This window comes from Sulfurivermis sp., from assembly GCF_059410345.1.
Genome location: NZ_JBLJDO010000004.1, coordinates 1 through 23,933, shown reverse-complemented (window position 1 = coordinate 23,933; position 23,933 = coordinate 1). Strand labels below are relative to the sequence as shown.

Genomic DNA, 23,933 nt, shown 5'->3' with positions numbered 1-23,933 from the left:
TACGGCAGCACCCCTGGAAGGGCGGCCCATGGCCGCCCTTCTGCATTTTGCGTGCTATCATCGGCAACTCCAAAGCGGCAGCACGCAACTTCTGCGCGCTGCGCGGCTCAAACACCACACGCGACATCACTCAGGGCAGGGTTTTAGTTGAACGACAAGATACCTCCCGTGCGCCCGCGGCGCAGCACGGGCGCCATTGCACTCGAATTCCTCGGCTCGATGAATCTGGCCATCACCCTGCTGGTGGTGATCGCCATTGCCTCCATCATCGGCACGGTACTGCAGCAGAACGAGCCCTACACCAATTACGTAATGAAATTCGGGCCGTTCTGGTTCGAGGTGTTCAGGGCGCTGGGTCTGTTCGATATCTATGGCGCGATGTGGTTCCTGGTATTGCTGGGCATCCTCCTGATTTCCACCTCGGTGTGTGTATGGCGCAATACACCGCACATCCTGCGCGACATGCGCCATTACCGCGTCGATGTACAGGAAAAGTCGTTGCGCAGCTTCCACCTCAAGGCGGAGTGGGACACCGCCTACAGTAGCGGTGATGCGGCGGCACGTGCAGAAGCGTTGCTGAATGCGCGCGGCTACCGTGTGCGCAGGAACGCCAAGGGCGAACAGACCACCGTGGCCGCCATGAAGGGCGCGCTCGGACGCCTCGGTTACATCCTGTCCCATGTCTCCATCGTGGTGATCTGCCTCGGCGGCCTCATCGACGGCAACCTGCCGCTGAAGTGGAAGGAATTGCGCGGCGAATTGCGTGCGGAAACGCGCGACCTGCCCGCCAGCGAAGTGCCGGCGGAGAGCACGCTGGGGACCGATAATCTCTCCTTCCGTGGCAGCATCAGCATTCCCGAGGGTGGCGCCAGCAGCGTGGTGTTCCTCCAGCTGCGCGACGGCTATCTGGTGCAGGAATTGCCATTCACCATCGAACTGGAACAGTTCCGTGTCGAGCACTACCCCACCGGCATGCCCAAGTCATTCGAGAGCGATTTGGTGATCCACGACGATGACCTGGCCGAGCCGTTGCGCCAGACCATCGCAGTGAATCACCCACTGATCTATAAGGGCTATGCCATCTATCAATCGAGCTTTGGCGACGGCGGTTCCGGCCTGACCATGCGCGCCTGGTCGCTGGATCTGCCGCATCAGGAACCGCTGGAATTGACCAGCAACGTGAACCGCTTTCTGCGGCTGACCACCACGCGTGGCGAACGCACCCTGGAGTTCAGCGACTTCAAGCTGTACAACATATTCCCCGTTGATGAGGACGATGCCAGCGGCAAGAAACACCGCAACTACGGCCCGAGCTTCGTGTTCCGCCTGCGCAACCCGGCCGGTGAGGCGCTGGAGTATGTCAACTACATGCTGCCGGTGGAATTGCAGGGGCGGCGCTTCTTCATGAGCGGCATGCGCGCCACGCCGAGCGAAGAATACCGTTATCTCTACATCCCCGCCGACGGCGCCGGCACACCGCAGCGCTTCATGGCGCTGCTGGCCGCGGCCCATGATGGTGCCCGGGTGCGCCGCATCGTCGAGGCGCAGCTGGGCGATATGATGAACAGCGACGCGGCCAGCCAGCAGGTGCGTGCCACGATGATCGAATCCATCGGTCGCCTGGTACTGTTGTTCGCCGAGCAAGGCATTGAAGGTCTGGTCAAACACGCGGAGGCCAACATCGCCGCCGAGCAGCGCCAGGAGGCTATCAACTCCTACGTCAACGTATTACAGGGCGTGTTGGGCGCGTTGTACATCGAGGTGCTGCGTGCAGAGGGTGTTGATGTGGCGCAGGGGATCTCGGAAGAGGATGGCCAGTTCTTTGATGATGCCCTTAATACCCTGTCGATGCTGGGGGCTTATGGCTCGCCGTTCTATCTGCAGTTGAGTGCCTTTGACCATATCGAGGCCAGCGGTCTGCAAATTGCCCGTTCACCGGGCAAGGATATCGTCTACCTCGGATGCGCTATGCTGATGGTCGGTGTATTCATGATGTTCTACATGCACCAGCGCCGTGTGTGGGTTTATCTGGCACCGCGCACCGCCGGCAGCGCGGTGCTGTTCGCCGGTAGCGGTCACCGCAACCGCACGGAGTTCGAGCATGAGTTCCGCGCGTTGCAGGCCGAACTGGAAAAGACGCTTCCGCAGCGTGTCGATGCAAGTTGAATGATGAGGTGGTAGTGATGTCCGTATCGAGCGATTATCTGGAACAGGAATTCAAGCAACAGCCGCTGCTCAAGCGGCTGGGGTGGTTTGACTGGCTGTGGGCGCTGCTCACCGTGGCCGGCACCATCTATTCCCATGTGCATTACGCCGAGTTTATGGATAACTATGAAATCGGCATTCTCTACGGCACGGCCGCCACCCTGATCTGGCTGGGCTGGGCATGGAAGCCGACACGGCAGTTGAGCCTGGCCATCGCCCTGCTCAGCCTGTTCGCCATCTGGCTGTACGGTGAAGACTTGGCGCGCGGTGAGACCAGTTTCTTCCTCAAGTATCTGGTAAGCAGCCAGTCGGCGATCATGTGGATGAGCGCCCTCTACGTGATGGCCACCTTTGCCTATTTCTTCGGTATGTTCGCCCGCTCCGATTTCTCCAACCGCGTCGGCAGCGCGCTGACCTGGAGCGCGACAGCCATGGGCTTCACCGGTCTGATGGTGCGCTGGCGCGAGTCCTATCTGATCAGCCACGATGTCGGTCACATCCCGGTGAGCAATCTGTACGAGGTGTTCATCCTGTTTGCGGTGATTACCGCGCTGATGTACCTGTTCTATGAAGAGCGCTACAAGAATCGCCAACTGGGTGGTTTTGTCCTCACCGTGATCTCTGCGGCGGTGGCCTTTCTGCTGTGGTATGCCTTTGCCCGCGGTGCCCACGAGATCCAGCCGCTGGTGCCGGCGCTGCAAAGCTACTGGATGAAGCTCCACGTCCCCACCAATTTCATCGGTTACGGCGGCTTCGCTTTGGCGGCGATGGTGGCCATCGCCTACCTGCTGGTGGAACGCCGCCCCAATGGCTGGCTGGCTGCCCGTCTGCCCAGTCTGGAACAGATGGACGACGTGATGTACAAGGCCATCGCCCTTGGTTTTGCCTTCTTCACCGTGGCAACCGTGCTCGGTGCCATGTGGGCGGCGGAGGCCTGGGGTGGTTACTGGTCGTGGGATCCGAAGGAGACTTGGGCGCTGATCGTGTGGCTGAACTATGCCGCTTGGCTGCACCTGCGTCTGACCAAGGGCTGGCGCGGCGGGCCGCTGGCCTGGTGGTCCGTCGTTGGCCTGTTCATCACTCTGTTCGCCTTCCTCGGCGTGAACATGTTCCTGTCCGGCCTGCATTCCTACGGCACGCTGTAACTCCAGGTACAGCAGCAATAAAGATACGGGTGCCTGCGCGCGCTGCCTGCGCGGCAGGCACCTTCTATCTGTGCCGCGTTTCTATTTCTTCCCGCCGTAGACATAACGCGAGAAGGTCGCCACATCCTGACTCACCCGGCGGAACAGGTGGTCCAGGTTGATGATGGCGTGTTCGAGCAGGTTGACGGCGATGAACGGGTGCTCCACCCGCAGCCGCTGGTACATGGTGCGGGACAGCCGCAGCAGGCGGGTGTCGGTGGACTTGGCCAACAGGCGCACCGAGCGCGGTTCGCGGTCGAAGAAGGACATCTCGCCCACCAGCTCGCCTTCCTTGATGCCACCGATCTCCACCATTTGGCCGTCGGCCTCGTAGATCAGCGCCACCTCGCCCTTGAGCATGAAGTACAGCGCTTCGCCCACCTCACCGATGTCGGCGATGATGGCGTTCTTCTTGAAGGTGACCAGCTCGGTGAACTCCAGCAGGGTTTGCACCTCGCGCAGGGTCAGCGATTCGCACAGGTACTGCTGGCTCAGGAACTCCGTCAGGTTTATGGTATTGTCCGTGGCCATGGCAACTCCCCTGTTCGATGTCTGTCATAGCATAGAACGCCCCTGTGGAGCGGGAAAGACCGCGCCTCTCCCCGATGGCGAACCGGTGGTATAGTTGCAACATTCATCCGGCGGTCCGGCCGCCCTTCCGACGTTAGGAGTCACACCCATGAAAAAATATGTCGCCCGGACCCTCCTGGCGCTGTTGCTGCCGCTGGCGGCCCTGTCGGCCCATGCCGCCGACGATATCTACGAGGGCTTCCAATACGCCCGCCTGGAGACCCCGGTCGAGACGGCGCCTAGCGCCGCCGGCAAGGTGGAGGTGGTGGAGCTGTTCTGGTATGGCTGTGGTCATTGCTACAACTTCGAACCGTTCCTGCACGACTGGCTCAAGCGCAAGCCGGAGCACGTCGAGTTCATCCGCATCCCCGCCATCTTCAACAGCAACCAGTGGCGCCTGCATGCGCGTGCCTATTACACCGCCGAGGTGCTAGGCATCGTCGACAAGATTCATACGCCCATGTTCAATGCACTGCACCAGCAGAAGCGCCTGCTCAACACCGAGCAGCAGCTGGCCGCTTTCTTCGGCGAGTTCGGTGTCGAGGAGAAAAAATTCCTTGATACCTTCAAGTCCTTCGCTGTGGACGTGAAGGTGAACCGCGCCGAGCGTTTGACCCAGCGCTACGGCATCAGCGGTGTTCCTGCCATGGTGGTGGCCGGTAAGTTCCGCACCGATGGCCCGATGGCACAGAGCTACCAGGGCATGCTCAATGTAGTGGACCATCTGGTGGCGCAGGAGCGGAAGACCACCTCTACGGCGACCAGCAAGCAGTAAATGCCATGAAGGCGGCGCAACTGTTCGTCCGGTGCCTGGAGAACGAGGGTATCGAGTACATCTTCGGCATCCCCGGCGAGGAAAACCTCGACCTGATGGATGCCTTGCAGGACTCGCCCATCCAGTTCATCACCACGCGCCATGAACAGGGCGCCGCCTTCATGGCCGATGTCTACGGCCGTCTCACCGGCCGCGCCGGTGTATGTCTCGCCACCCTCGGCCCCGGCGCTACCAATCTGATTACTGGTGTGGCCGATGCCAACATGGATCACGCGCCACTGGTGGCCATCGCCGGCCAGGCCGCTACCACGCGCCTGCACAAGGAATCGCACCAGGTGCTGGACCTGGAGCTGATGTTCCATCCCATCACCAAGTATTCCTCGCGCCTGCTCACCCCCAATGTCATCCCCGAGGTGGTGCGCAAGGCCTTCAAGCTGGCGCAGACGGAGAAGACCGGTGCCGCCTTCATCGAGTTTCCCGAGAACATCGCCAAATACGAGGTCGACGAACTTCCCCTGCCGGTAAAGAATCCGTCCCAGCCGGAGCCGTCCGCCGATCGCGTCAATCGTGCCGCCGAGCTGATTTCCAATGCCAAGGCGCCGTTGATCCTGGCCGGCAACGGGGTGGTGCGCGCCAAGGCCTGGCAACAGCTCACCGATTTTGCCGAGCGGCTCAATATCCCGGTGGCCAATACCTTCATGGCCAAGGGCGTGGTGCCCTTCGCGCGCAATGCACAGGCACTGGGCAGCGTCGGCCTGCAGGCGCGCGATTACGTCAACTGCGGCTTCGACACCGCCGACGTGATTATCTGTGTCGGCTACGATCTGGTGGAGTATCACCCCTATCTATGGCATCCGACGCGCGATCGCATCATTGTCCATGTCGACAGCACACCGGCGGAGGTGGACGCCTACTATCCGGTGGCGGTGGGGGTGGTGGGCGACATCAAGCATTCGCTGGTGCGCATCGGTGAATTGGCTACGCCGCACCAGGGCCATCGCATGCGCCCGCTGCGCGACGCGCTGGTGGAGGAAATGTCGTCACACAAGAACGACGACAGTTTTCCGGTCAAGCCGCAGAAGGTGATTTGGGACCTGCGCACGGCGTTGGACATGGAAGACATCGTGATCTGCGATGTGGGCGCGCACAAGATGTGGATGGCGCGCATGTTCCGCTGTGAATATCCCAATACCTGCATCATCTCCAACGGCTTTGCCAGCATGGGTATCGCCGTGCCCGGCGCCATTGCCGCCAAACTGGCCTATCCTGAACGCAAGGTGGTGGCAGTGACCGGCGATGCCGGCTTCCTGATGAACAGCCAGGAGATCGAGACGGCGATGCGCCTCAAGTTGCCGATGGTGATCCTGATCTGGAATGACAACGGCTACGGCCTGATCAAGTGGAAGCAGTTGAACCAGTTCGGCCGCGCCTCCTATGTGGATTTCACCAACCCCGATTTCATCAAATACGCCGAATCGTTCGGCGCCAAGGGCTATCGCATCGAGCGCGTCGCCGATCTGCTGCCGACGTTGCAGAAGGCGCTGGCCGACGATACCGTGAGTATCATCGACTGTCCGGTGGACTATGGTGAAAACCTCAAGCTTACCGCCAAGCTCGGCGAAATGGTCTGTCCCATCTGAGGCGGCCATGAACGACGCCGCCCTGCCTAGTTCAGTGCAGCCGCCGGGTCACCGGCTGCGGCTGCTCAGCTACAACGTGCAGATGGGCATCAGCAGCTCGCGCCCGCATCACTACGTCACCAATCTGTGGAAGCATGTGCTGCCTGCCAGTTGCCGTTTCCGCAATCTGGATCGCGTGGCGCAGCTGATCACCGATTTTGATATCGTGGCCTTGCAGGAACTGGATGCAGGCTCGCACCGCACCGGTTACGTACATCTGACCGAATACCTGGCGCAGAAGGCCGGTTTTCCCTTTTGGCATCACCAGCTCAACCGTGACCTCGGTCAGCTGGCCCAGCACGGCAACGGCCTATTGTCGCGTACGATGCCCAGCGAAGTGACCGAACACCGTCTGCCCGGCATGATGCCGGGGCGTGGCGCGCTGCTGGTGCGTTATGGTCATGGGGAAAATTCCCTGGCGGTGGTGCTGATCCACCTCGCACTGGGAAGGCGTTCGCGCCTGATGCAGCTGGATTTCGTCAGTGAACTGCTGGCCGATTACCGCCACGCGGTGCTGATGGGGGACATGAACTGTGCGCCGGGCAGCCCGGAGATGAGGCACCTGTTCCGGCGCACGCGCCTGTGCGAGCCGGTCGAGGAACGGCATACCTTCCCCAGCTGGCGCCCCAACCGCAGCATCGATCACATCCTGGTGACGCCGGAGCTGAGCGTGGCCAGTTGCCATGTGGTCAATCACGCCTGCTCCGATCATCTGCCGGTGGCGATGGAGCTGATACTGCCCCAAGACATACACCTGCCGGCATAGAAAATTATCGAGAGGGGGTTCCACCCGCCTCGACGTTAGGGAGAACAGCATGACGCAGGACGAGCGCCTCGCACGTGAACTCGAACAGTGGCGCAGCAAATACTACGACGGGCTGACGCAGCTTGAGCGCAAGGAGAAGGCGTGGCGACAGACGGAAAACGTGCTGCGCCAGTGCATCTCGCGCCTGACCCTGGCAGCCGACAGCAGCGATCGGGAACTGAACCAGCAGCTCGACACGTTGCGCACGGCCATTCGCAAGAACACCGGCAGCGCCGAACTGGAGGCATTGATCCAGTCCCTGTCGGAGCACCTGATGCGCCTGGACCAGCAACGGCGCAGCCACGCCAAGCCGCCGGCGCCGCTGGAGGTGCTGCGCCGTCTTGCTGACGGCATCAACTTTCCGCGCGGACTGGGTCACAAGGCCAAGGCCTATAGCAAATCGCTCAGTAGTTTGAGCGATGAGGCCGACTATCAACCCCACTTGCAGGGCCTGATCACGCTCATCGGCGAGGCCTTCGATTGGGTCGCAGAACAGCATGCGGAAGGAGAGACGACTACGGGCAAGGGCCTGCTGGGGCGCCTGTTCAGCCGCGAGGAAGCCCCGCCTGCGGCCGCCGCACCTGCCGTATCGGTGCCGCCGCTCCCGCCACAGCGAGAAGCAGCGGATGGGTTGGCCCTGGCCAAGACGGTGCTGACCCAGTTGCTGGTGGCGGCAGCAGCCCCTGCCGAACTGCGCGCGCGCGCCGGCGCCGCCAGTCGCCGGGATGAGTTGCAGCGGGTGACCGCAGAGCTGGCCGCGTTGTTACCGCAATCTGCCGCCACGATTGCTTCAGCAGTCACCTTGTCTCCGCAGGAGGTATTGCTGCAATTGTTGGAGCGCCTCGCTGTGCCGGCGGAGTTGCATGGTCAGGCAGAGGCGATCAAGGCGGCCCTTGCCCTGGCGGCGGACGAGGAGGAGTTGGAACAGATCCTGGGGCAAATTGCCGATCTGGTCACCACCATGCGCACGCGGGCGCAGACCGAGCGCGCAGAGGTCGAAACCTTTCTCAAGCAACTCACGCAGAATCTGCGCGAGCTGGACATGAGCCTGCAGGGCGCCGTCGCGGCCCATCGTGAGACGGTGGAGGATGGGCGGGCGCTGGATGCCGAGGTACAGGTGCAGGTGCAGGGCATCGAGGATTCGGTGCGCTGGGCACAGAACCTGGATCATCTCAAGCAGACGGTGCAGGAACGCGTTGACACCATTCGCCGGCACATGGAGGTGTTCCGCAGCAACGAGGATGAGCGCATCGAGCGCGCGGAGGCGGAGGTACGCAAGCTGAATGCACGGCTGCGCAATCTGGAGGAGGAGTCTGCCGCCCTGCGGGAGCGCATCCGTGATGAACGTAACCAGGCGCTGCTCGACCCGTTGACCGAAGTGCCCAACCGTTTGGCCTATAACGAGCGCATTGCGCAGGAATATGCGCGTTGGAAACGCTACCGCTCGCCCCTGGTGTTCACCGTATGGGACGTAGACAATTTCAAACGCATCAACGACACCTACGGTCACCAGGCCGGCGATAAGGTGCTCAAGGTGGTGGCCAAGGTGTTGTCCAGCCAGGTGCGTGAGGCGGACTTCGTCGCCCGTTATGGCGGTGAAGAGTTTGTCATTCTGCTGCCAGAGACCGATCTGACACAGGCGCGTGTGGTGACGGAGAAGATCCGCGCTGCGGTGGAGGCCTGCGAATTCCACTATCGCGGCGAGCGTGTGTTGATCACCATCTCCTGCGGCATGGCGCAGTTCCGCGAACAGGACGAGGCCGATGCGGTTTTCGCTCGTGCCGATGCCGCCATGTACCGTGCCAAGGCCGCCGGTCGCAATTGCTGCCGCGCCGACGGCGACGCCTGAATAACTATATTCACCGCAGCGGCGCCAAGATGGCAAAGGATGCGCGTCCGCCATCTTGGTGCTCTTCGTTGTCTGCGCTGATGGTTCGGTTTTCATTGCCCTTGTGCTCTTTGCGCCTTTGCGGTGAAGGGCATTTCAAGGCCATGGAATTGCACCCTCACGCCGCCTATCCTTGTGCCATACCAATAATCCCCTGGAGGAAAACCATCATGAAACGGATGCTCGGTTGCTTGTTGTTGGCATTGTTCGGAATGCAGGCTCACGCCGCCGTGGTGGGCGAAGAGGTGAGCTATCGCGCCGGCGATACGGTGATGAAGGGTTATCTGGCCTATGACGATGCGGTCAAGGGTAAGCGCCCCGCTGTGCTCGTGGTGCACGAGTGGTGGGGGCACAACGACTATGCGCGCAAGCGGGCACGCATGCTGGCGGCGATGGGGTATACCGCGCTGGCGGTGGATATGTACGGCGACGGCAAGACCGCCGAGCATCCCGAGGACGCCGGCAAGTTCGCCACGGCGGTGAACAGCGACATGGAGCAGCGCCGCGCCCGCTTCCTCGCCGCCAAGGCGCTGCTGGAGCAGCATCCCACGGTGGCCGCGAATGCCACCGCCGCCATCGGTTACTGCTTCGGTGGCGGCGTGGTGCTGGCCATGGCGCGCGACGGCGTCGACCTCAAGGGCGTGGCGAGCTTTCACGGCGCCATCGCCACCAAGCAGCTGGCCCAGCCGGGCAAGGTCAAGGCCCGCGTGCTGGTGTTGAACGGCGCCGCTGATCCGATGGTGACGGAGCAGCAGATCGAGGTGTTCCATCAGGAGATGTCGGCCGCCGGTGTGGATTACCGCTTCGTGAATTATCCCGGCGCCAAGCACGCCTTCACCAACCCCGACGCGGATACCTACGGTCAGCGCTTCGGCATGCCGCTGGCCTACCACGCCGAGGCCGACGCCCAGTCCTGGGCGGAACTGGAAACCTTCCTGCGCGCCACCTTCGGGCGCTGATCGCCGGTGACATCACGCCGCGGATTTTTGCGCCTGTGCGGCGGCCTGGCCGGCCTGGCGGCGCTGCCCCTGGCGCAGGCCCGCGCCCTGGTGAGCAAGCCCATTCCGTCCAGCGGCGAGCAGCTGCCGGTGATTGGCATGGGCAGCTGGATCACCTTCGATGTCGGCCATCTGCCCGGCGAGCGGGCGCAGCGGTTGCGGGTGCTGGAGGCCTTTTTTGCCGCCGGCGGCCGCCTGGTGGATTCGTCGCCCATGTACGGCCAGGCGGAGGATGTGCTGGGCGAGAGCCTGGCGCGCCTGGGGCGCCCCGCGCAGCTGTTTGCCGCCAGCAAGGTGTGGACCCCCGGCCGCTGGCTGGGGGTGCAGCAGATGGAGGCCTCGCAGCGCCTGTGGGGCGTCGCCCGCTTCGACCTGATGCAGGTACACAACCTGCTGGACTGGGAGGTGCATCTGGAGACCTTGCGCGAATGGAGGGCGGCGGGGCGTATCCGCTATCTGGGGGTGACCACCTCCCACGGCCGGCGCCACGCGGAGCTGGAGGAGATCATGCGTACCCAGCCCCTGGATTTCGTCCAGCTCACCTACAACCTGCAGGATCGCGAGGTGGAACAGCGCCTGTTGCCCCTGGCGCAGGACCGCGGTATCGCGGTCATCGCCAACCGCCCCTTCCGCGGCGGTGAGTTGTTCCGCCGGGTGCGTGGTCAGCCCTTGCCGCCCTCGGCCGCCGAGGCCGGCTGCGCCAACTGGGCGCAGTTCTTCCTGCGCTTCGTCGTTTCCCATCCGGCCGTCACCTGCGCCATCCCGGCCACCTCCCAGGTGGCACACATGCGGGAAAACATGGACGCCGGTCTTGCCCCCCTGCCCGACACCGCGTTGCGGCGCCGTATGGAACAGCAGTTCCGGTTCTTGTGATTTCGCAAAATAATACTTGACCCACCAGCAAGGTATTTGCTTTAATACCCAACAACATTACTCAGGTATGCGGCGCCGCCCTGCGGTGCCCTGTAAGGCTTAAACCATATATGGAGGGAAATCCCATGCAATTGCCAGATCGTGACGGTGACGGTTACCTCACCAATATGAACATCTGGACCCCGGAAATCGGCCGCGCCATGGCCGAGGCCGACGGTGTCGAGCTGACCGACGAGAAGTGGCATCAGATCATGAAGGCCCGCGAATACTACGAGGAATTCGGTTCGGTGCCGCCGATCCGCAAGTTCTCCAAGTACCTGGAGGCGGACCAGAAGGAGATGTTCAAGCTGTGGCTGACCGGTCCGATGAAGCCGATCACCAAGTACGGCGGCCTGCCCAAGCCCACCGGCTGCGTGTAAGCGCTGCGCTCGATACCATCAGGCCCGCGGAGTCTCCTCCGCGGGCCTGATGCTTTTGGGGCCGGTCAGTTTTGCAGATGCCGCGCCTGCCGCGCCGGGGCGTTGCGGCGGGCGGCCTGCTGCACCTGTTGCAGGTGGCCGTGCAGGAAGTCGGGACAGCCCTTGGCGCCGAAGGCGGCGCAATCCTGGGCCAGGGCGGTGAGGCTGTCCTGCTCCGGCACGGCAAACACCTCGACCAGGGCCTGATGCAGCAGCTGGAACAGACGCGGCAGGGCGATCTTGTGGGTCTGGCCGGTGATGGAATAGAGCCAGTCGGAGAAGCGCAGGAAGCGGCCAAAGGCGTCGCTGCCCAGCAGCAGGGGCAGGGTGTGGGCGTAGCGGCCGGAGTTGGCCACCAGGTCCCAGTAGCGGGCAAAGCGCGTCAGGCGCTGCATGACGGCGAAGTCGAGGTCGCGGTTGGCGAGCAGGGTGTAGGGCGGCTGCGGGTCGTAGCGCATGGCGAACTCGGCGGTGTGGCGCGCGATGGGCGCGCCGCGCAGGCGCTTCAACAGGCCCACCTGGATTTCGTGCGGGCGTAGCGCCCACAGCCGGTTGAAGCCGGCGGCGAAGCTGGTCAGGCCCTCGCCCGGCAGGCCGATGATGAGGTCGGCGTGCAGGTGGGCGTGGGTATGCTCGCGCAGCCAGCGCAGGTTCTGTTCCGTCGCTACGTTGTCCTGCTTGCGGCTGATGCGTTGCTGCACCGCCGCATTGAAGCTCTGCACGCCCACCTCCAGTTGCAGCGTGCCGGGCGGAAACTGCACCAGCAGTTCCTTCAGGCCGTCGGGCAGGTGATCGGGGATCACCTCGAAATGCAGGAACAGATCGTCGCTCAGGCGATCGAGAAAGAATTGCAGCACGCGGCGGCTGGCCTTGACGTTGAGATTGAAGGTGCGGTCGACAAACTTGAAGTGGCGCACACCGCGTGCGTGCAGCCGCTCCATCGCCACGAGGAACTGGTCGAGGACGAAGGGCGAGGCGGTCTTGTCCAGGGCGGAAAGGCAGAACTCGCACTTGAACGGACAGCCACGCGACGCCTCCACATACACCAGGCGCTGGGCGATGTCGGTGTCCGTATATTCGTCGTAGGGCAGGGTGAGCTGTTCCAGCGGTGGTGGTGCGGCGTGGATGATCTTCTGCGCTGGCCGTGTGCCGGCCAATAGCGCACGGCACAGGGCGGCGAAGGCCAGATCGCCCTGGCCGGCAATGACGTAATCGGCCAGCGCGACGATGGCCTGCTCGTCCTGTTCGTAACTCACCTCCGGCCCGCCCAGCACGATGATGACTTCCGGCGCCACCGCCTTCAATACCTGCACCAGTTGCAGGGTCTCGCGTGCATTCCAGATGTAGACCCCGAGGCCGATGATGCGCGGCCCCTCTGCCAGCAGGCGCTCGGCGATCTCCGTACTGCGCTGATCCCACACGAACTCCATGAGCCGGGTGTGCGGGCGCAGCTCGCCCATGTTGGCGAGTAGATAGCGCAGGCCGAGGGAGGCATGCAGATACTTGGCGTTGAGGGTGGCGAGAACGATGTCGGTCATGATCGGGATCAATGTGGTCTGGCGCATTCTACGCTACGTTGCGCCACCACGCCGTCATCTCCCTCCGCCGTGCGCAGGGGAGGGGGCGTGTCCGGGCCGGATCGTGCTACATTCGCCAGGCCCGCTGCGGAAAAGACCACAAAAATCATACGTATCGGGAGCCACTGAAAAAACAAGATCCACACCCAGTGAGGAGGAGTAGATGGAGTTTTTTGCCACCACCCCGGTGCGCCTGCGCGCCGAAGACCTGCAACGCCACCTGCGCATCGACAACCTGCCGCAATGGTGCGCGTCCATCGACAAGGTGTTGTCGCACGAAGGCGATCGCGGCGACATCTATTGTGTCTGGGGCGAGATGCGCGTGCGCCGCGACGTGATCCGCGATGGCGTGCGTTTCATGCTGCCGGCCTGCCTCAACGCCGTGCAGTGGACCATTACCGCCGAAGGCAACGGCGGCGTCACCGTGCATTGCACCAGCAACCGGCCCATGCATGAGGCCGATTTCGTCGAATCCCTGCAGCAGTTTGTCGCCGACTGGAAGAGCGGCCTGGAGGCCGGGCTGCAACGCGCCATCCCCGACGCCACCCGGGCCGACTGCGACTGCGGTCTGTGGATGGCCTGAGCTAAAGACCGCGCAGGTGCAGCGGCCGCAAGGGCCGCTGCCCGGCCAGGGCCTGATCGATCTGCGTGAGCAAACGGCCACGGTCTTTAGGCAGGGTGCCTTCCAATGCCAGCGCATTGGAGGCGTGATCGGAGCGGAAGATGATGGGCCGTGGTGGTGTCAGGCTGGCAATGAGTTGGCGCTGTTCTTCCAGCAGGGCATGATCATCCGCCAATTCGAATGGCGTAGCGTATTTGCGTTCGAACTCCGTCCGAATGCTGTCGTCCAGATACAGTTGCAGCGTGGATAGTTGTGTCACCGGCGCGCTATTCAGCAGCGCGACCGTGCCGGCGATGTGTTCCTGACTGTAGTGTACGCCGCCGAGGCCGAGGATCACCGTGGCCGAGACCTTGATGCCGGCTGCCCGTGCCAGGTGCAGCGCAGCGCCGATGCCGTGTGGCGTGGCGCCCTTGGTGATCTTCTTCAGGAGCAGCGCCGAGCCGGATTCGATGCCCACATACAACAGGCTGAGCTTGTGCGCGCGCAACTGCGCTAGCTCGTCTGCGGTCTTGCGACGGATGTTGGCCGGTGTGGCATAGCAGGAGACCCGCGTCAGGCGCGGCAGCCGCGCCGCCAGATAATCCAGTAGTTGCAGCAGGTGGGGTGTGGGCAGCGCGAGGGCATCGCCGTCGGCGAGAAACACCCGGCGCGCATCCGGCCAGTCGCGTGCCGCCGCGTCGGTGTCCGCATACACCTGATCCAGCGCCCGCGCCTGATAGCGTTTGCTGCGATACATGGCGCAGAAGCTGCACTGGTTGTAGCTGCAGCCTAGCGTCGCCTGGATGATCAGGTTGTCGCGCTCGCCCGGCGGGCGGTACAGGGGCAGGTGGTAATCCGTAAACATCATCCTAGCGTAGCGTGTTGTTGCCCTTGCGGCGTATACCGTTGCGGCGTGCAAGGTGCTATGGTGCGCGCAGCCCCCGATTATCACACCATTTCAACGGCTTATGCGCCCATAAAGAATGTCTGAGGTGTAGTCATGCAGTGCGGCCCGCGCGAGATCGTCACTCCGTTTCGTCCCATTCCGCTGGAGGTGCCGGCGGGGATGAAGCCCAATGAGTTTTTCAACAGCACCGAAAATCTCAACGACCTGGTGCACAACAACGGCCTGCTGCTCAATCCGGAAAACCTGCTGCTGTATCGCAAGGCGCTGGGCCACAGCACCGAGTTCGACACCTCCATCATCTACAACACCTCGCAGACCATCCTGAATCCCCTTGGCCGTCCGGTGCGCCGCACCCAGGTGCCGGAGAACGTGCGCCATGTGTGGAACCGCATGAACCAGATCATCATCGACTACATGCTGGAGCAGTATCCGGACCCCGGCAAGCATCTGGTGCTGGCGGGCGAGGCCAGTCTCGATGCCACCTGGCCGCTCACCTCGCCCGGCGTACCCAGCATCCGCATGTTGCACAATCACTTCATCGTGTTCCCCATGGACGAGTTGCGTAACGCCAAACTGGCCGATCCCAACAACCCCAATCTCACCGACGGCGGTCAGCACTCGCTGTTCGAGAAACACATGCACGGCGTGTACCGCGAATTCATCTGCAAGGCGCTGCATCTGGAGGTGTTGCGCCCGGTGAGCGATGACTCGGCGCGCATCGACCTCACCGGTTATCCGCAGGGCCTGCCCAGCTGGGAGGTGCCGGGCGGTGCTGCCGCACTACAGGACGTACGCTTCTGGCATGAGTACGATCTGGTGCTGAAGGGCTTCCTGGATTTCTACCGCACCTTCTTCTCCCAGGTGTCCAGCCGCAACGCGCCCATGCTGCCCGATCTGTACTTCCCGGCGCAGGTGGAGAGCGTGCTGCTGTTCGACAACGACTTCCTCAAGACCGCGAAGATGGTGCGCGACCGCTGCATCAAGGACCCGGCCTACGCCAACGCCATCCGCTGGCAGCCGGCCTTCAAGCAGCTCGTCTACCGTAATGAGCAGGGCAAGCTGATCGTCACCATCTCGCAGAATTCCATCGGCAACGCCATCACCGAACTGCTCGGCGTGGTGGTCAGCCGCGTGCCCGACGCGGCGGCCTACGAACAGCGCGAGCCGCAGTTGATCGCACGATTGCTGGAGGTGCGTCGCCGTCTCATCGAGGCGGACCTGGGCGAGGGCATCGCCACGGAGTATTGGCCGGCGTGAATCAGCCAATGGAAATATTTTTCGCGTTGAGGCGGCTGGCTATTTATGCCACGGCATCTTCGACGGCGGGAACACCAGGCGCGTGCCGCTGAACAGGTGGCGCTGCGCCGGTGCGGCGTGATGGCGGTAGCTGCGCCGGCGCTGGATGCGCTGACTGTGCAGACAGCCGCCGCGCAGGCTGTGATGGCCGGCATCGAAGTCCTGCGTTGCCTCTTCCGCATCGCCCGGTGCCTGATAGCCGGTATAGCGGTGAAACGGGTTGGCGCACCATTCCCACACCCGGCCGTAGTCGCTGATCGCCTGGGTGCGCGCGGCCACCTCCCATTGATATTCGTGCTGCACCACGGCGCCGGCCAGTGTGCCGCCCAGCGATGACACCCACTGCGCGTAGGCCTCGGCCTCGTGCAGGCTGATGCCGTTCACTGCATCCTCCGCCAGCAGATCGAACGGGCCATTGAGACCGACGCCATACCACTGTCCCTGCGTGTCGCGGCGCCAGTGATGGGGGTGCGGCGCATGCTGCTGGCGCCACTGCCAGCCCGCGGCGCTCCACAGCTCCTGTGCGTCATAGCCGCCGGCCTCGATGAAGGACAGCCAGGCGCCGTTGCTCACCGGGTGGGTGTCGATGCGGAAGGCATGCAGATGCACCATCTGCGGCGGCAATTCGTTGTCCAGCGCCGCCGGGTCGTCCTTGGCGCCGACGCGGTAATGGCCCTGTTGCACGTCGGCGTGTGCCGTGGAGGGTGCCGCGGCGCGCAGCGGCTGCGCGACGCGATACTGTTCCCCTTGTTGCAGGCGCCGCTCCGCCAGTTGCGCCAGCATCTGTTCGCACAACTGCGCCTGCTGTTGCAGCAGCAAGGGCAGCAGGTGCTGCTGCTGCACCAGTGAGTGGGGCGGCAGCAGGGCCGGATTGGCCAGCAGCATGGTGTTGTGATCCTGCGCCTCCAGCGTCCAGTTGAGCAGGTGCTCGCGCGGCGGTAATTGCTGCACCAGCGCTGCGCTGGGCTGTACGCCGGCACCGAACAGCGGCCGCACGCGTGCCGTCAGATCGGCATCCTGCTGTACCACCTCGCGCAGCCAGTAGGTCTCCAGATAGACGGCGCGGCCCAACAGCCAGGCGAGCGGCGGCAGATCGGGGTGGTGGCGTGTGTAGCAATCAGTTTCGGGCACCGCTTCGATGAGATGGCTCATCATCTGGTGCAGCACGCTCAGTTGGCCCAGCAATTCGTGGTTATTCATGCGGCGGTTTCCACGGCAATCAACAAAGGCGCCATGGTAGCCGAAAAATCGTCCGAATCAGGAAATTGCCATTTTACGCACTGAGTGGCAGCGGCGTATGTCCCGGTCCTGGCTGATCGGTGCGCGGGTCGAGCGGCGGCAGGCCGTGGGCGGCGCGGGCGCGATTGCAGCGCTCGTTGGGTGTGCCATCTTCCTCCCAGGGTTCCAGCTCGCGGCAGGGTGAGGAGCGGCGCGCATAGATGGTACAGCTCACCGTATCGCCGATGTGGCCTTCCAGGGCGATGCAGCGTACCGGGCTGTGCAGCGTGCCCTGCATGGCGGCGCGGGTGTGGTTGAGCGGGACGGTGAGCTCAGGTGGCACGCTGCCGCCGAGGAAGGGATCCGCCTCGGTCCAGTAGAACGACACGCGATAATGGGCGCAACATGCGCCGCACCGCAGACAGGGATTGTCCACGGCTAGCCTCCTGAAAAGAAGACCCGGTGGGTAGGGCGCGCGGATTATAGCGGGCGGCGATGGTGGCGGCGAGGGGTGGCAGGGGCGGAACGGGCAAATTTATGCGCTAGAATGCACACCCCTATTTGTATCGGTAAGGTGCCATGACTGAGCAGGAACCGGATTTGCGGGCCAAACTCAACAGCGAGACGGCCAAGATTGCCTGGCCGGAGCTGGAGCGCCATTTCGCCCGCGGCGTAGTGGTGGTGGTGATGCCGGGGATGGACCTGATCGAAGTGGCCCACGCCATGGCGCGCGACGACAGCGCGGCGCTGGCGGCGTGGATGCAGTCCGGCCAGGTGGCGCGTGCCGAGGCGGAGCAGGCGCGCGACTGGCATGCGCGCCAGGCGGTGTTCTGGGCGGTGGTAGTGGCGCCCTGGGTGGTGATCCAGGAAGCGCAGCCGCGGCTGGATTCCTGACAGTAGGCAACACGGGAGGCGACGATGGATTCCATGCAAGGTGAGGGTACGGCTTACGACGAGGCGGCGCGTGAGGCGGTGGAACTGGGTAACCGTATCGCCAACGACGATGCCGAGGCCGATCTGTGGGATGTGGCCGACGGCCTGCTGGCCGGCGCCATCCAGTATTGGTTGTTCTCGCGCCAGCCCTGCGGCGACCCGCGCTGCGAGGACTGTGCCCCGCTCAGCACCGCCGAGGCAAGGCTGGCGGAGTTGTTGCAACTGACGGAAGAACTGGCTGCCGGCAGCGAGTACTTTCACTCGCCCACGGACAGCAATGTGGGCCGGGCGTAAAAAAGTGCTGTTGCAGGAGTCCACGCCGTGGGCAAATGCGGCGTCTACAGATCAAATGTCCAACGGCTTTACCGGCGCCTCCAGCCAGGAGGCATCGTGGCGCCAGTCCACGGCCGGATCATCCACGAACAGCTCCACCTCGTTGCCGTCGGGGTCGCTGAGATAGAGGCTCTGGCTGACGGTGTGATCGGACATTCCCTCGATTTCGATGTCCAATGCCGCCAGCCGCGCCAGGACGGCGCGCAGTTCGTCCAGCGAATTGCCCACCTTCCAGCCGACGTGATACAGGCCGAGACGGCGGCCGGCCAGCGGCCCGGGGGCATCGCCCAGTTCGATGAGCAGCAGTTCATGGTGGCTGCGTCCGCCGCTGAGCACGGCGGCGCGGCCGTTGAACACGCTGCCGACCTGTTGCAGGCCGACGGCGTCGCGGTAAAAGTTGAGCGACTGTGCGAGATTGCGCACGTAGAGCACGATGTGACCGAGTTCAGTCATGGCGGCGGGCCTTTGCAGCTAGAGTATTCACAGTGTAGTTCGCAGCGTGGGAGACAAGGCAATGAATGTGGCAAGACGAGCAGGGTTGATGGCGGCCGTGGTTCTGGTGTTGTCGGCCTGTACCTGGGTGGAGCCGACGGCGCAGGGCGAGAAGGTGCGCGTGCTGAGCGCCGAGGAAGTGACCAAGTGCAAGAAGGTGGGGCAGACCACCGTGTCGCTGCTCGCCAAGCTGGCCGGCATCGAACGCAATGCGCAGAAGGTGCAGGAGGAGCTGAACATCCTGGCGCGCAACAGCGCGGTGGAACTGGACGGCGACACCGTGGTACCGATCTCGCCGGTGGAAGACGGCAAGCAGACCTTCGCCGTCTATCGCTGCGTGCCGCGTTAAACTCCCATGTAGGTTGGGTTACGGCGCAAACCCCCGTGCCTAACCCAACCTACATTGCTCGACGCAACTCAGAATCCCGGCACTTCGCGCCCCTGTGGGAAGCTCACGCCGTAGCCGAACTGGATCACCTGTTTGGCCTGCGGTTTCAGTTCCTGTTTCCACAGCAGCACGCCGACGCGGCCGTCCACGTCGCGCTCGCTGGGTGGAGTGGTGTCGTCGCTGAGGGCGACCTTGATCTGCTGATCACGCGGCACCGGGATTTGATCGTAAATGCTCACCGGCAGCGCGATGCGGTGGCGATTGTGCAGCTCGATGCGATAGCGCCGCTCCACGCGGTTGTCCTTGCTAAACACGCCCTTCTCGCCGCGCTCGTCCTTCACCACCAGATACTTCACCTCCACCGCATCGTCGCTGCCGAAGGCGAGGGCGAGGCGGGCGCCGGGGCGCAGCATGGGCTGCATCACCTCGCCGACGTAGGTGTCGTCGCGTGTCAGGCGCCAGGCGCCGGGCAGCAGCGGCGCCGCGCCGGCGTAATCGAACTCCGCATAGAGGAAGGCGCGCGCATCCAGGCGCGGCACGCTGCGCGCCGCCAGTTGCACGGACACATCCTGCTTGTCCAGCACGAAGCGCTGGCGTGCGTTGTCGGCGGAGACCGACACCTTGCCCGGCACGCGGTAGCTGACGGCGAAGTCGCCCACCGCCGCCTCGGCCACCTGCTCCTGCGCCTCCAGCGCCGGCGCAGCGGACATCACCCCGGCCAGCATTTCATCGGACTTCATTTCGCGCATGGCGCGCGGCGCCGTCGGCATGGGGCGCGGAAAATCAATCCACCAGGGCTGCAACTCCGGTATCGCCGCGCCGGCGGCGGGGCGTGCGGTGGACAGGGTGAGCACGACCTCATTCCAGTCCTCGCCGCTGGCCTGACGCACCCAGGCGGCCTGGGTCAGTTGCAGCGCCCGTGACTCGGTGCTCAGTCGCGCGTCGTACACCGGTGTCCACGACGCCCCCGGCACCTGATAACTCAGCTCGAAGCTGGCGCTGCCGGCCTGGCTGGCCTCCACATGGATGGCGGCGGTGATGCTGTCCTTGCGCCCGCTGCGCATCTGGTTCAGCTCCTGCTCCACCTTCTTGATCTGTTCGTCGAGCAGCCGCTGTTCCCGTTGCAGCGCGACGCGCGCCTTGTTGGTCTCGGTCATGCCGTTGCCGATGGCCTGCCAGGCCGCCGGCCACGTGTCCGGCGCGAAGGTGCTGCTGTGGTCCTTGCCCGGCGTGGCGGGCAGCTGCGCCAGTTTCTCGATGAAGGCCGCCTGGGTGTCCAGTGCCTGCCGGCGCCCGTCCAGCACGGCCTTGTCGTCCTGCAAGCCGCGCAGGGTGTCGGCCAGTTTCTGTTCACGCTCCTGCGTCAGCTGGGTGCTGAATACGCGCCGCGCCTCCACCGCGCCGATGAGCAGCCTGCCGCTGCCCTGGCCGCGCACCTGCAAGGACTGCTCGATGAGGCGCGGTGGCAGATTGGCAATCAGTACGGTATGGCTGCCTGCTGGTAGCTCCACCTTCACCAGCCGCGTCACCTGCGCCCGATCGGGAAACACCGTCACCGCCGCAATGGTACCGCCGGCAGGGGTGATGTCGCGTGCGGCGAGCGGCAGCGACAGGGCCAACAGGGGAATGAGCAACAGCGGTGTCCTTGCCATGACAGGCTCCTGAATGAGAGGGAAGGGTTCAAGCTAGCGCCCCGGCCCGGTATGGTCAATGCGCCGGGCGGGGGAATACTGCGTGGTACTGTACACACTACTACATCAGCGCAGCGCGCCCGCACGTTACACTGGTCCCTTGTTACCGTCTGCCCGGAGACTCATCCATGCCTGATGCCCTGCGCCCCCTGCTGCTGCTCGTGGCCACCCTGTTCCTCGCCCCCGTACTGGCGGCGGAAAAGAATCCCATGCCCGTCGGCGGCCAGTCCTGGTGGTGGGACGACGATTTCTGGTCGCGCGGTCAGATCGCGGCGCCGGCAAACCACGCCGTGGACACCCGCTGGATAGACTATGCCGGCGCCAGCGGCAGTATCCCCGCCCTGGTGGCACGGCCGGCGGGCAAGGGCAAATATCCCGCCGTGCTCTACATCCACGGTCGCCGCGGCCTCGATGACTTCATCCAGCTACAGGTCAAGCGTCTGGCGGCGCGCGGTTTCGTGGTGCTGGCGCCGGATATCTACCGCGCCCATTTCATCCCGCCCATGCCGGTGGAGCACGATTACGCCCTGGAGGCCGACGCGGACAAAGGCATCGACGCCCTGCTGGCCCTGCCCGATGTCAGCAGCAAACAAGCCTGCATCGCCTCGCATACCCGCGGCGGCTATTTCGCCCTCAAGCTGGCCGTCAGCTTCCAGCGCCAGGACAGGGATCTCGCCTGCTACGTGGCCTGGTATCCCCATATGCAGGACCCCAACGCGCCCGAGGCCCTGCAGGTCTACGGCTATGGCCGCGAGGCCGACGAGCTGCGCATCCCGACGCTGATCTTCATCGGCGAGGAGGAGCAGTACCAGCGCCGGCGCGGCATCGAGACTGCGGTGGCCAACATGGAAAAGACCGGCCGCCCGGCCCGCCTCATCGTCTATCCCGGCGTCGGCCGCGGCTTCGACTTCCGCCCGCCCAATGTACGCACCTTCGCCGACGACCTCGCCAGCAAGGACGCCTTGCAACGTGCGGCGACGTTCATCAATCACCACCTGGCGCCGGTCAAAAAATAGGGAACAGAAACGAAAAACCCGCCGGTCGGCGGGTTGGGAATGATGGCGCGCCCGAAGGGATTCGAACCCCTGACCTCTGCCTCCGGAGGGCAGCGCTCTATCCAGCTGAGCTACGGGCGCGCGGGACGGCATAGCTTACATGGCAGGCCCGGGCGCGTCCATGGCGGGGTTTCGGCCCCGGCCCCTTGCGGCTATACTACGCGGCCAATCTACGGCCAGTGGCCGGAATAACCAATTATTCAGTAATCAGGCGCCCAGGCGGCGTTAATACTTCAAGAGAGCGAGGGAACAGGCGTGAGCCAGAAAACCAATACCTATTTCGGTACTTCCGTGGTGACTCTAGTGGTGGTCGGTGGCCTGGTGGCCCTGATCCTGAACATCATGAACTCCGTGCTCGGCGGCGGCACGGCCGCGGCCGACATGAGCCCGGCCGCCGTGGAGGCCCGTCTCGCCCCGGTGGGCAAGCTGAACACCGGCGCCCCCATCGCCGTGGCCGCTGCCCCGGCCCCGGCCGCCGCTCCTGCCGCGGCTGCCCGTTCCGGCGACGCCGTATACAACGCCTCCTGCGTGGCCTGCCACGGCACCGGCGCGGCCGGCGCCCCCAAGCTGGGCGACAAGGCCGCCTGGGCTGATCGCATCGGTCAGGGCATGGACACCATGGTCAAGCACGCCATCGCCGGCTTTCAGGGCAAGACCGGCGTGATGCCGCCGCGCGGCACCTGTGGCACCTGCTCCGACAGCGAGCTGAAGGCCGCTGTCGAATACATGGTGTCCAAGTCCAAGTAAGCGGACTGTGCACTCATGGAGTGAAAAAGGCCGGGGCAACCCGGCCTTTTTTATTGGGCTTTACGGCAGACGCTCTATCACGCCCCTACACGCTGAGCCGATGCGGTGGGAGAATGCGCGCAGACGCCGCGAGACGTTCTGATTGACCCCTTGTGCAGGGAGGCTGGTGATGTGGATACCCTTGCTGCTGATTTTCCTGCTGGTGATGATTGGGGTGGTGCTGGTGTTCCGCGGCGGCGCGCGCTGGCGTACCCGCACAGAGGCTTTATTCAAGCGGCTGGACGCCGCGGCCCTCCCTCGCAATCCCCGCTCGTTTCACATGCAGGAGCTGGACTCCTTGCCCGCCCCCGTACAGCGTTACTTCCGCGCCGCGCTGACACCGGGTCAGCCGCTGGTGACGGCGGTTACGCTGCAGCATGCCGGCAGCTTCAATATGAGTGAGAGTGGCGCCGCGTGGAAACCATTCACATCGCGGCAGCGCGCGGTTATGCAGCGGCCGGGGTTTGTGTGGGATGCGCGCATCCACATGCTGCCCGGCCTGCCGGTGCATGTGCACGATGCCTATGTGGCGGGCGAGGGGATGCTGCACGCGGCGCTGTTCGGTTGCATCCCTTTGGCGAAGATGCGCGGCACGCCGGAGCTGGCGCAGGGGGAGTTGATGCGTTTCCTAGCCGAGGCGGCGTGGTATCCCACGGCGCTGTTGCCCAGCCAGGGCGTGCGCTGGGAGGCGGTGGACGAGGGGGCGGCGCGGGCGACCTTGACGGACGGTGAGACGGTGGTGACCCTGCTGTTCCGTTTCGGCGAAGACGGTCTGATAGACACGGTGCGTGCCGAGGCGCGTGGCCGTAGCGTGGGCGGCGCGGTGATACCGACACCGTGGCAGGGACGCTGGTGGGACTATGCGGAGCGCGATGGTATGCGGGTGCCGTTGCAGGGCGAGGTGGCGTGGCTGCTGCCGCAGGGGCCACAGTTGTACTGGCGCGGGCGGGTGGTGGGGCTAGCCTACGAGCAGGTACCGGCCCGCTAAATAACCGAAACGGCTAGCCTGCTTTCCGTGGGACGGGCGCCCCACAATCGTTGCATGGTGGCCTCCTCCGTGTGCGGGCGACAAGCCGTTACTGCAAGGTGCGCTCCAGCGCAGCCAGGTCGATGCCGGCGTGTGCCGTCGAGGCGCCGCGGCCGGCGCACAGCTTGCGCGCCTCTTCCTCGGTCTTGTCGAAGGCCTGCTCCCAGGTGAGGACGCATACCGCCTGTGGGCGT

General features: G+C 64.1%; 24 protein-coding genes and 1 tRNA gene. 17 read left to right on the top strand and 8 right to left on the bottom strand.

The genetic code is table 11. From position 1 onward, the window contains the following. The first annotated feature begins 147 nt into the window (after positions 1-147). A complete protein-coding gene (locus tag ACMV8A_RS04585) occupies positions 148-2,166 on the top strand; it encodes a cytochrome c biogenesis protein ResB (protein ID WP_495324569.1) in 2,019 nt (672 codons plus the stop codon). 17 nt (positions 2,167-2,183) lie between these two features. Then, a complete protein-coding gene (gene ccsB / locus ACMV8A_RS04580) occupies positions 2,184-3,350 on the top strand; it encodes a c-type cytochrome biogenesis protein CcsB (RefSeq protein ID WP_495324568.1) in 1,167 nt (388 codons plus the stop codon). Between the two features lie 81 nt (positions 3,351-3,431). Here the strand turns inward: ccsB and ACMV8A_RS04575 are convergent, their stop codons facing one another. Further along, positions 3,432-3,920 (bottom strand): Crp/Fnr family transcriptional regulator, encoded by a 489-nt coding sequence (locus ACMV8A_RS04575; protein WP_495324567.1) that lies wholly within the window; start codon positions 3,918-3,920, stop codon positions 3,432-3,434. A gap of 148 nt (positions 3,921-4,068) precedes the next feature. On the opposite strand from ACMV8A_RS04575, the gene ACMV8A_RS04570 reads away from it, so the two are divergent. The 7 genes from ACMV8A_RS04570 (at position 4,069) to ACMV8A_RS04540 (ending at position 11,396) form a co-directional block, all read left to right on the top strand. Further along, positions 4,069-4,734: a thiol:disulfide interchange protein DsbA/DsbL gene (locus ACMV8A_RS04570; RefSeq protein ID WP_495324566.1), complete on the top strand. Its 666-nt coding sequence runs from the start codon at positions 4,069-4,071 to the stop codon at positions 4,732-4,734. Between the two features lie 5 nt (positions 4,735-4,739). Next, on the top strand, positions 4,740-6,374 hold the full coding sequence (locus ACMV8A_RS04565) for an acetolactate synthase large subunit (protein WP_495324565.1): 1,635 nt from the start codon (positions 4,740-4,742) through the stop codon (positions 6,372-6,374). Between the two features lie 7 nt (positions 6,375-6,381). Beyond that, entirely contained in the window at positions 6,382-7,179 is a 798-nt protein-coding gene (locus ACMV8A_RS04560; protein ID WP_495324564.1) for an endonuclease/exonuclease/phosphatase family protein, read from the top strand. Positions 7,180-7,228: 49 nt separating this feature from the next. Next, complete coding sequence (locus ACMV8A_RS04555) at positions 7,229-9,067, top strand: diguanylate cyclase (protein WP_495324563.1); 1,839 nt, start codon at positions 7,229-7,231, stop codon at positions 9,065-9,067. Positions 9,068-9,276: 209 nt separating this feature from the next. Continuing rightward, the gene (locus ACMV8A_RS04550; protein ID WP_495324562.1) at positions 9,277-10,065 is read left to right on the top strand and encodes a dienelactone hydrolase family protein; all 789 of its coding nucleotides are present in this window, start codon (positions 9,277-9,279) and stop codon (positions 10,063-10,065) included. Positions 10,066-10,071: 6 nt separating this feature from the next. After that, positions 10,072-10,977 (top strand): aldo/keto reductase, encoded by a 906-nt coding sequence (locus ACMV8A_RS04545; RefSeq protein ID WP_495324561.1) that lies wholly within the window; start codon positions 10,072-10,074, stop codon positions 10,975-10,977. Positions 10,978-11,102: 125 nt separating this feature from the next. Continuing rightward, positions 11,103-11,396: a TusE/DsrC/DsvC family sulfur relay protein gene (locus ACMV8A_RS04540; protein ID WP_495324560.1), complete on the top strand. Its 294-nt coding sequence runs from the start codon at positions 11,103-11,105 to the stop codon at positions 11,394-11,396. Between the two features lie 65 nt (positions 11,397-11,461). On the opposite strand, the gene ACMV8A_RS04535 is transcribed toward ACMV8A_RS04540, so the two are convergent. Next, positions 11,462-12,973, bottom strand: coding sequence for a B12-binding domain-containing radical SAM protein (locus ACMV8A_RS04535; RefSeq protein WP_495324559.1), 1,512 nt, complete (start codon positions 12,971-12,973; stop codon positions 11,462-11,464). 202 nt (positions 12,974-13,175) lie between these two features. Here ACMV8A_RS04535 and ACMV8A_RS04530 point away from each other — a divergent pair, with 202 nt between their 5' ends. Further along, a complete protein-coding gene (locus tag ACMV8A_RS04530; protein WP_495324558.1) occupies positions 13,176-13,595 on the top strand; it encodes a hypothetical protein in 420 nt (139 codons plus the stop codon). A 1-nt stretch (position 13,596) separates the two neighbouring features. Here ACMV8A_RS04530 and ACMV8A_RS04525 read toward each other — a convergent pair whose 3' ends face one another. Continuing rightward, positions 13,597-14,478, bottom strand: a complete 882-nt coding sequence (locus tag ACMV8A_RS04525) for a radical SAM protein (protein WP_495324768.1) — start codon at positions 14,476-14,478, stop codon at positions 13,597-13,599. 135 nt (positions 14,479-14,613) lie between these two features. On the opposite strand from ACMV8A_RS04525, the gene ACMV8A_RS04520 reads away from it, so the two are divergent. After that, positions 14,614-15,777: a hypothetical protein gene (locus tag ACMV8A_RS04520; RefSeq protein ID WP_495324557.1), complete on the top strand. Its 1,164-nt coding sequence runs from the start codon at positions 14,614-14,616 to the stop codon at positions 15,775-15,777. 39 nt (positions 15,778-15,816) lie between these two features. Here ACMV8A_RS04520 and ACMV8A_RS04515 read toward each other — a convergent pair whose 3' ends face one another. Both ACMV8A_RS04515 and ACMV8A_RS04510 read right to left on the bottom strand, forming a co-directional pair. Further along, positions 15,817-17,016, bottom strand: coding sequence for an SUMF1/EgtB/PvdO family nonheme iron enzyme (locus ACMV8A_RS04515; protein ID WP_495324556.1), 1,200 nt, complete (start codon positions 17,014-17,016; stop codon positions 15,817-15,819). A gap of 73 nt (positions 17,017-17,089) precedes the next feature. After that, positions 17,090-17,470, bottom strand: coding sequence for a YkgJ family cysteine cluster protein (locus tag ACMV8A_RS04510; protein ID WP_495324555.1), 381 nt, complete (start codon positions 17,468-17,470; stop codon positions 17,090-17,092). A gap of 143 nt (positions 17,471-17,613) precedes the next feature. Between ACMV8A_RS04510 and ACMV8A_RS04505 the strand changes: the two genes are divergently transcribed. Together ACMV8A_RS04505 and ACMV8A_RS04500 are read left to right on the top strand one after the other, a co-directional pair. Further along, a complete protein-coding gene (locus tag ACMV8A_RS04505; protein WP_495324554.1) occupies positions 17,614-17,928 on the top strand; it encodes a DUF2288 domain-containing protein in 315 nt (104 codons plus the stop codon). A 24-nt stretch (positions 17,929-17,952) separates the two neighbouring features. Next, entirely contained in the window at positions 17,953-18,261 is a 309-nt protein-coding gene (locus tag ACMV8A_RS04500) for a hypothetical protein (RefSeq protein WP_495324553.1), read from the top strand. 51 nt (positions 18,262-18,312) lie between these two features. On the opposite strand, the gene ACMV8A_RS04495 is transcribed toward ACMV8A_RS04500, so the two are convergent. Further along, positions 18,313-18,753 carry a VOC family protein gene (locus ACMV8A_RS04495; RefSeq protein ID WP_495324552.1) on the bottom strand — a complete coding sequence of 147 codons (441 nt, stop codon included), beginning with the start codon at positions 18,751-18,753 and terminating at the stop codon, positions 18,313-18,315. 88 nt (positions 18,754-18,841) lie between these two features. On the opposite strand from ACMV8A_RS04495, the gene ACMV8A_RS04490 reads away from it, so the two are divergent. Continuing rightward, positions 18,842-19,141, top strand: coding sequence for a DUF4156 domain-containing protein (locus tag ACMV8A_RS04490; RefSeq protein ID WP_495324551.1), 300 nt, complete (start codon positions 18,842-18,844; stop codon positions 19,139-19,141). Positions 19,142-19,209: 68 nt separating this feature from the next. Here the strand turns inward: ACMV8A_RS04490 and ACMV8A_RS04485 are convergent, their stop codons facing one another. Continuing rightward, positions 19,210-20,832: a mucoidy inhibitor MuiA family protein gene (locus tag ACMV8A_RS04485; RefSeq protein ID WP_495324550.1), complete on the bottom strand. Its 1,623-nt coding sequence runs from the start codon at positions 20,830-20,832 to the stop codon at positions 19,210-19,212. A gap of 167 nt (positions 20,833-20,999) precedes the next feature. Between ACMV8A_RS04485 and ACMV8A_RS04480 the strand changes: the two genes are divergently transcribed. Next, positions 21,000-21,887 carry a dienelactone hydrolase family protein gene (locus ACMV8A_RS04480; RefSeq protein WP_495324549.1) on the top strand — a complete coding sequence of 296 codons (888 nt, stop codon included), beginning with the start codon at positions 21,000-21,002 and terminating at the stop codon, positions 21,885-21,887. 43 nt (positions 21,888-21,930) lie between these two features. Here the strand turns inward: ACMV8A_RS04480 and ACMV8A_RS04475 are convergent. After that, positions 21,931-22,007: transfer RNA gene (locus ACMV8A_RS04475), tRNA-Arg, on the bottom strand. Between the two features lie 261 nt (positions 22,008-22,268). Between ACMV8A_RS04475 and ACMV8A_RS04470 the strand changes: the two genes are divergently transcribed. Then, on the top strand, positions 22,269-22,673 hold the full coding sequence (locus tag ACMV8A_RS04470) for a c-type cytochrome (protein WP_495324767.1): 405 nt from the start codon (positions 22,269-22,271) through the stop codon (positions 22,671-22,673). Between the two features lie 169 nt (positions 22,674-22,842). After that, positions 22,843-23,700, top strand: a complete 858-nt coding sequence (locus ACMV8A_RS04465; RefSeq protein WP_495324548.1) for a DUF6920 family protein — start codon at positions 22,843-22,845, stop codon at positions 23,698-23,700. The last annotated feature ends 233 nt before the right edge of the window (positions 23,701-23,933 follow it).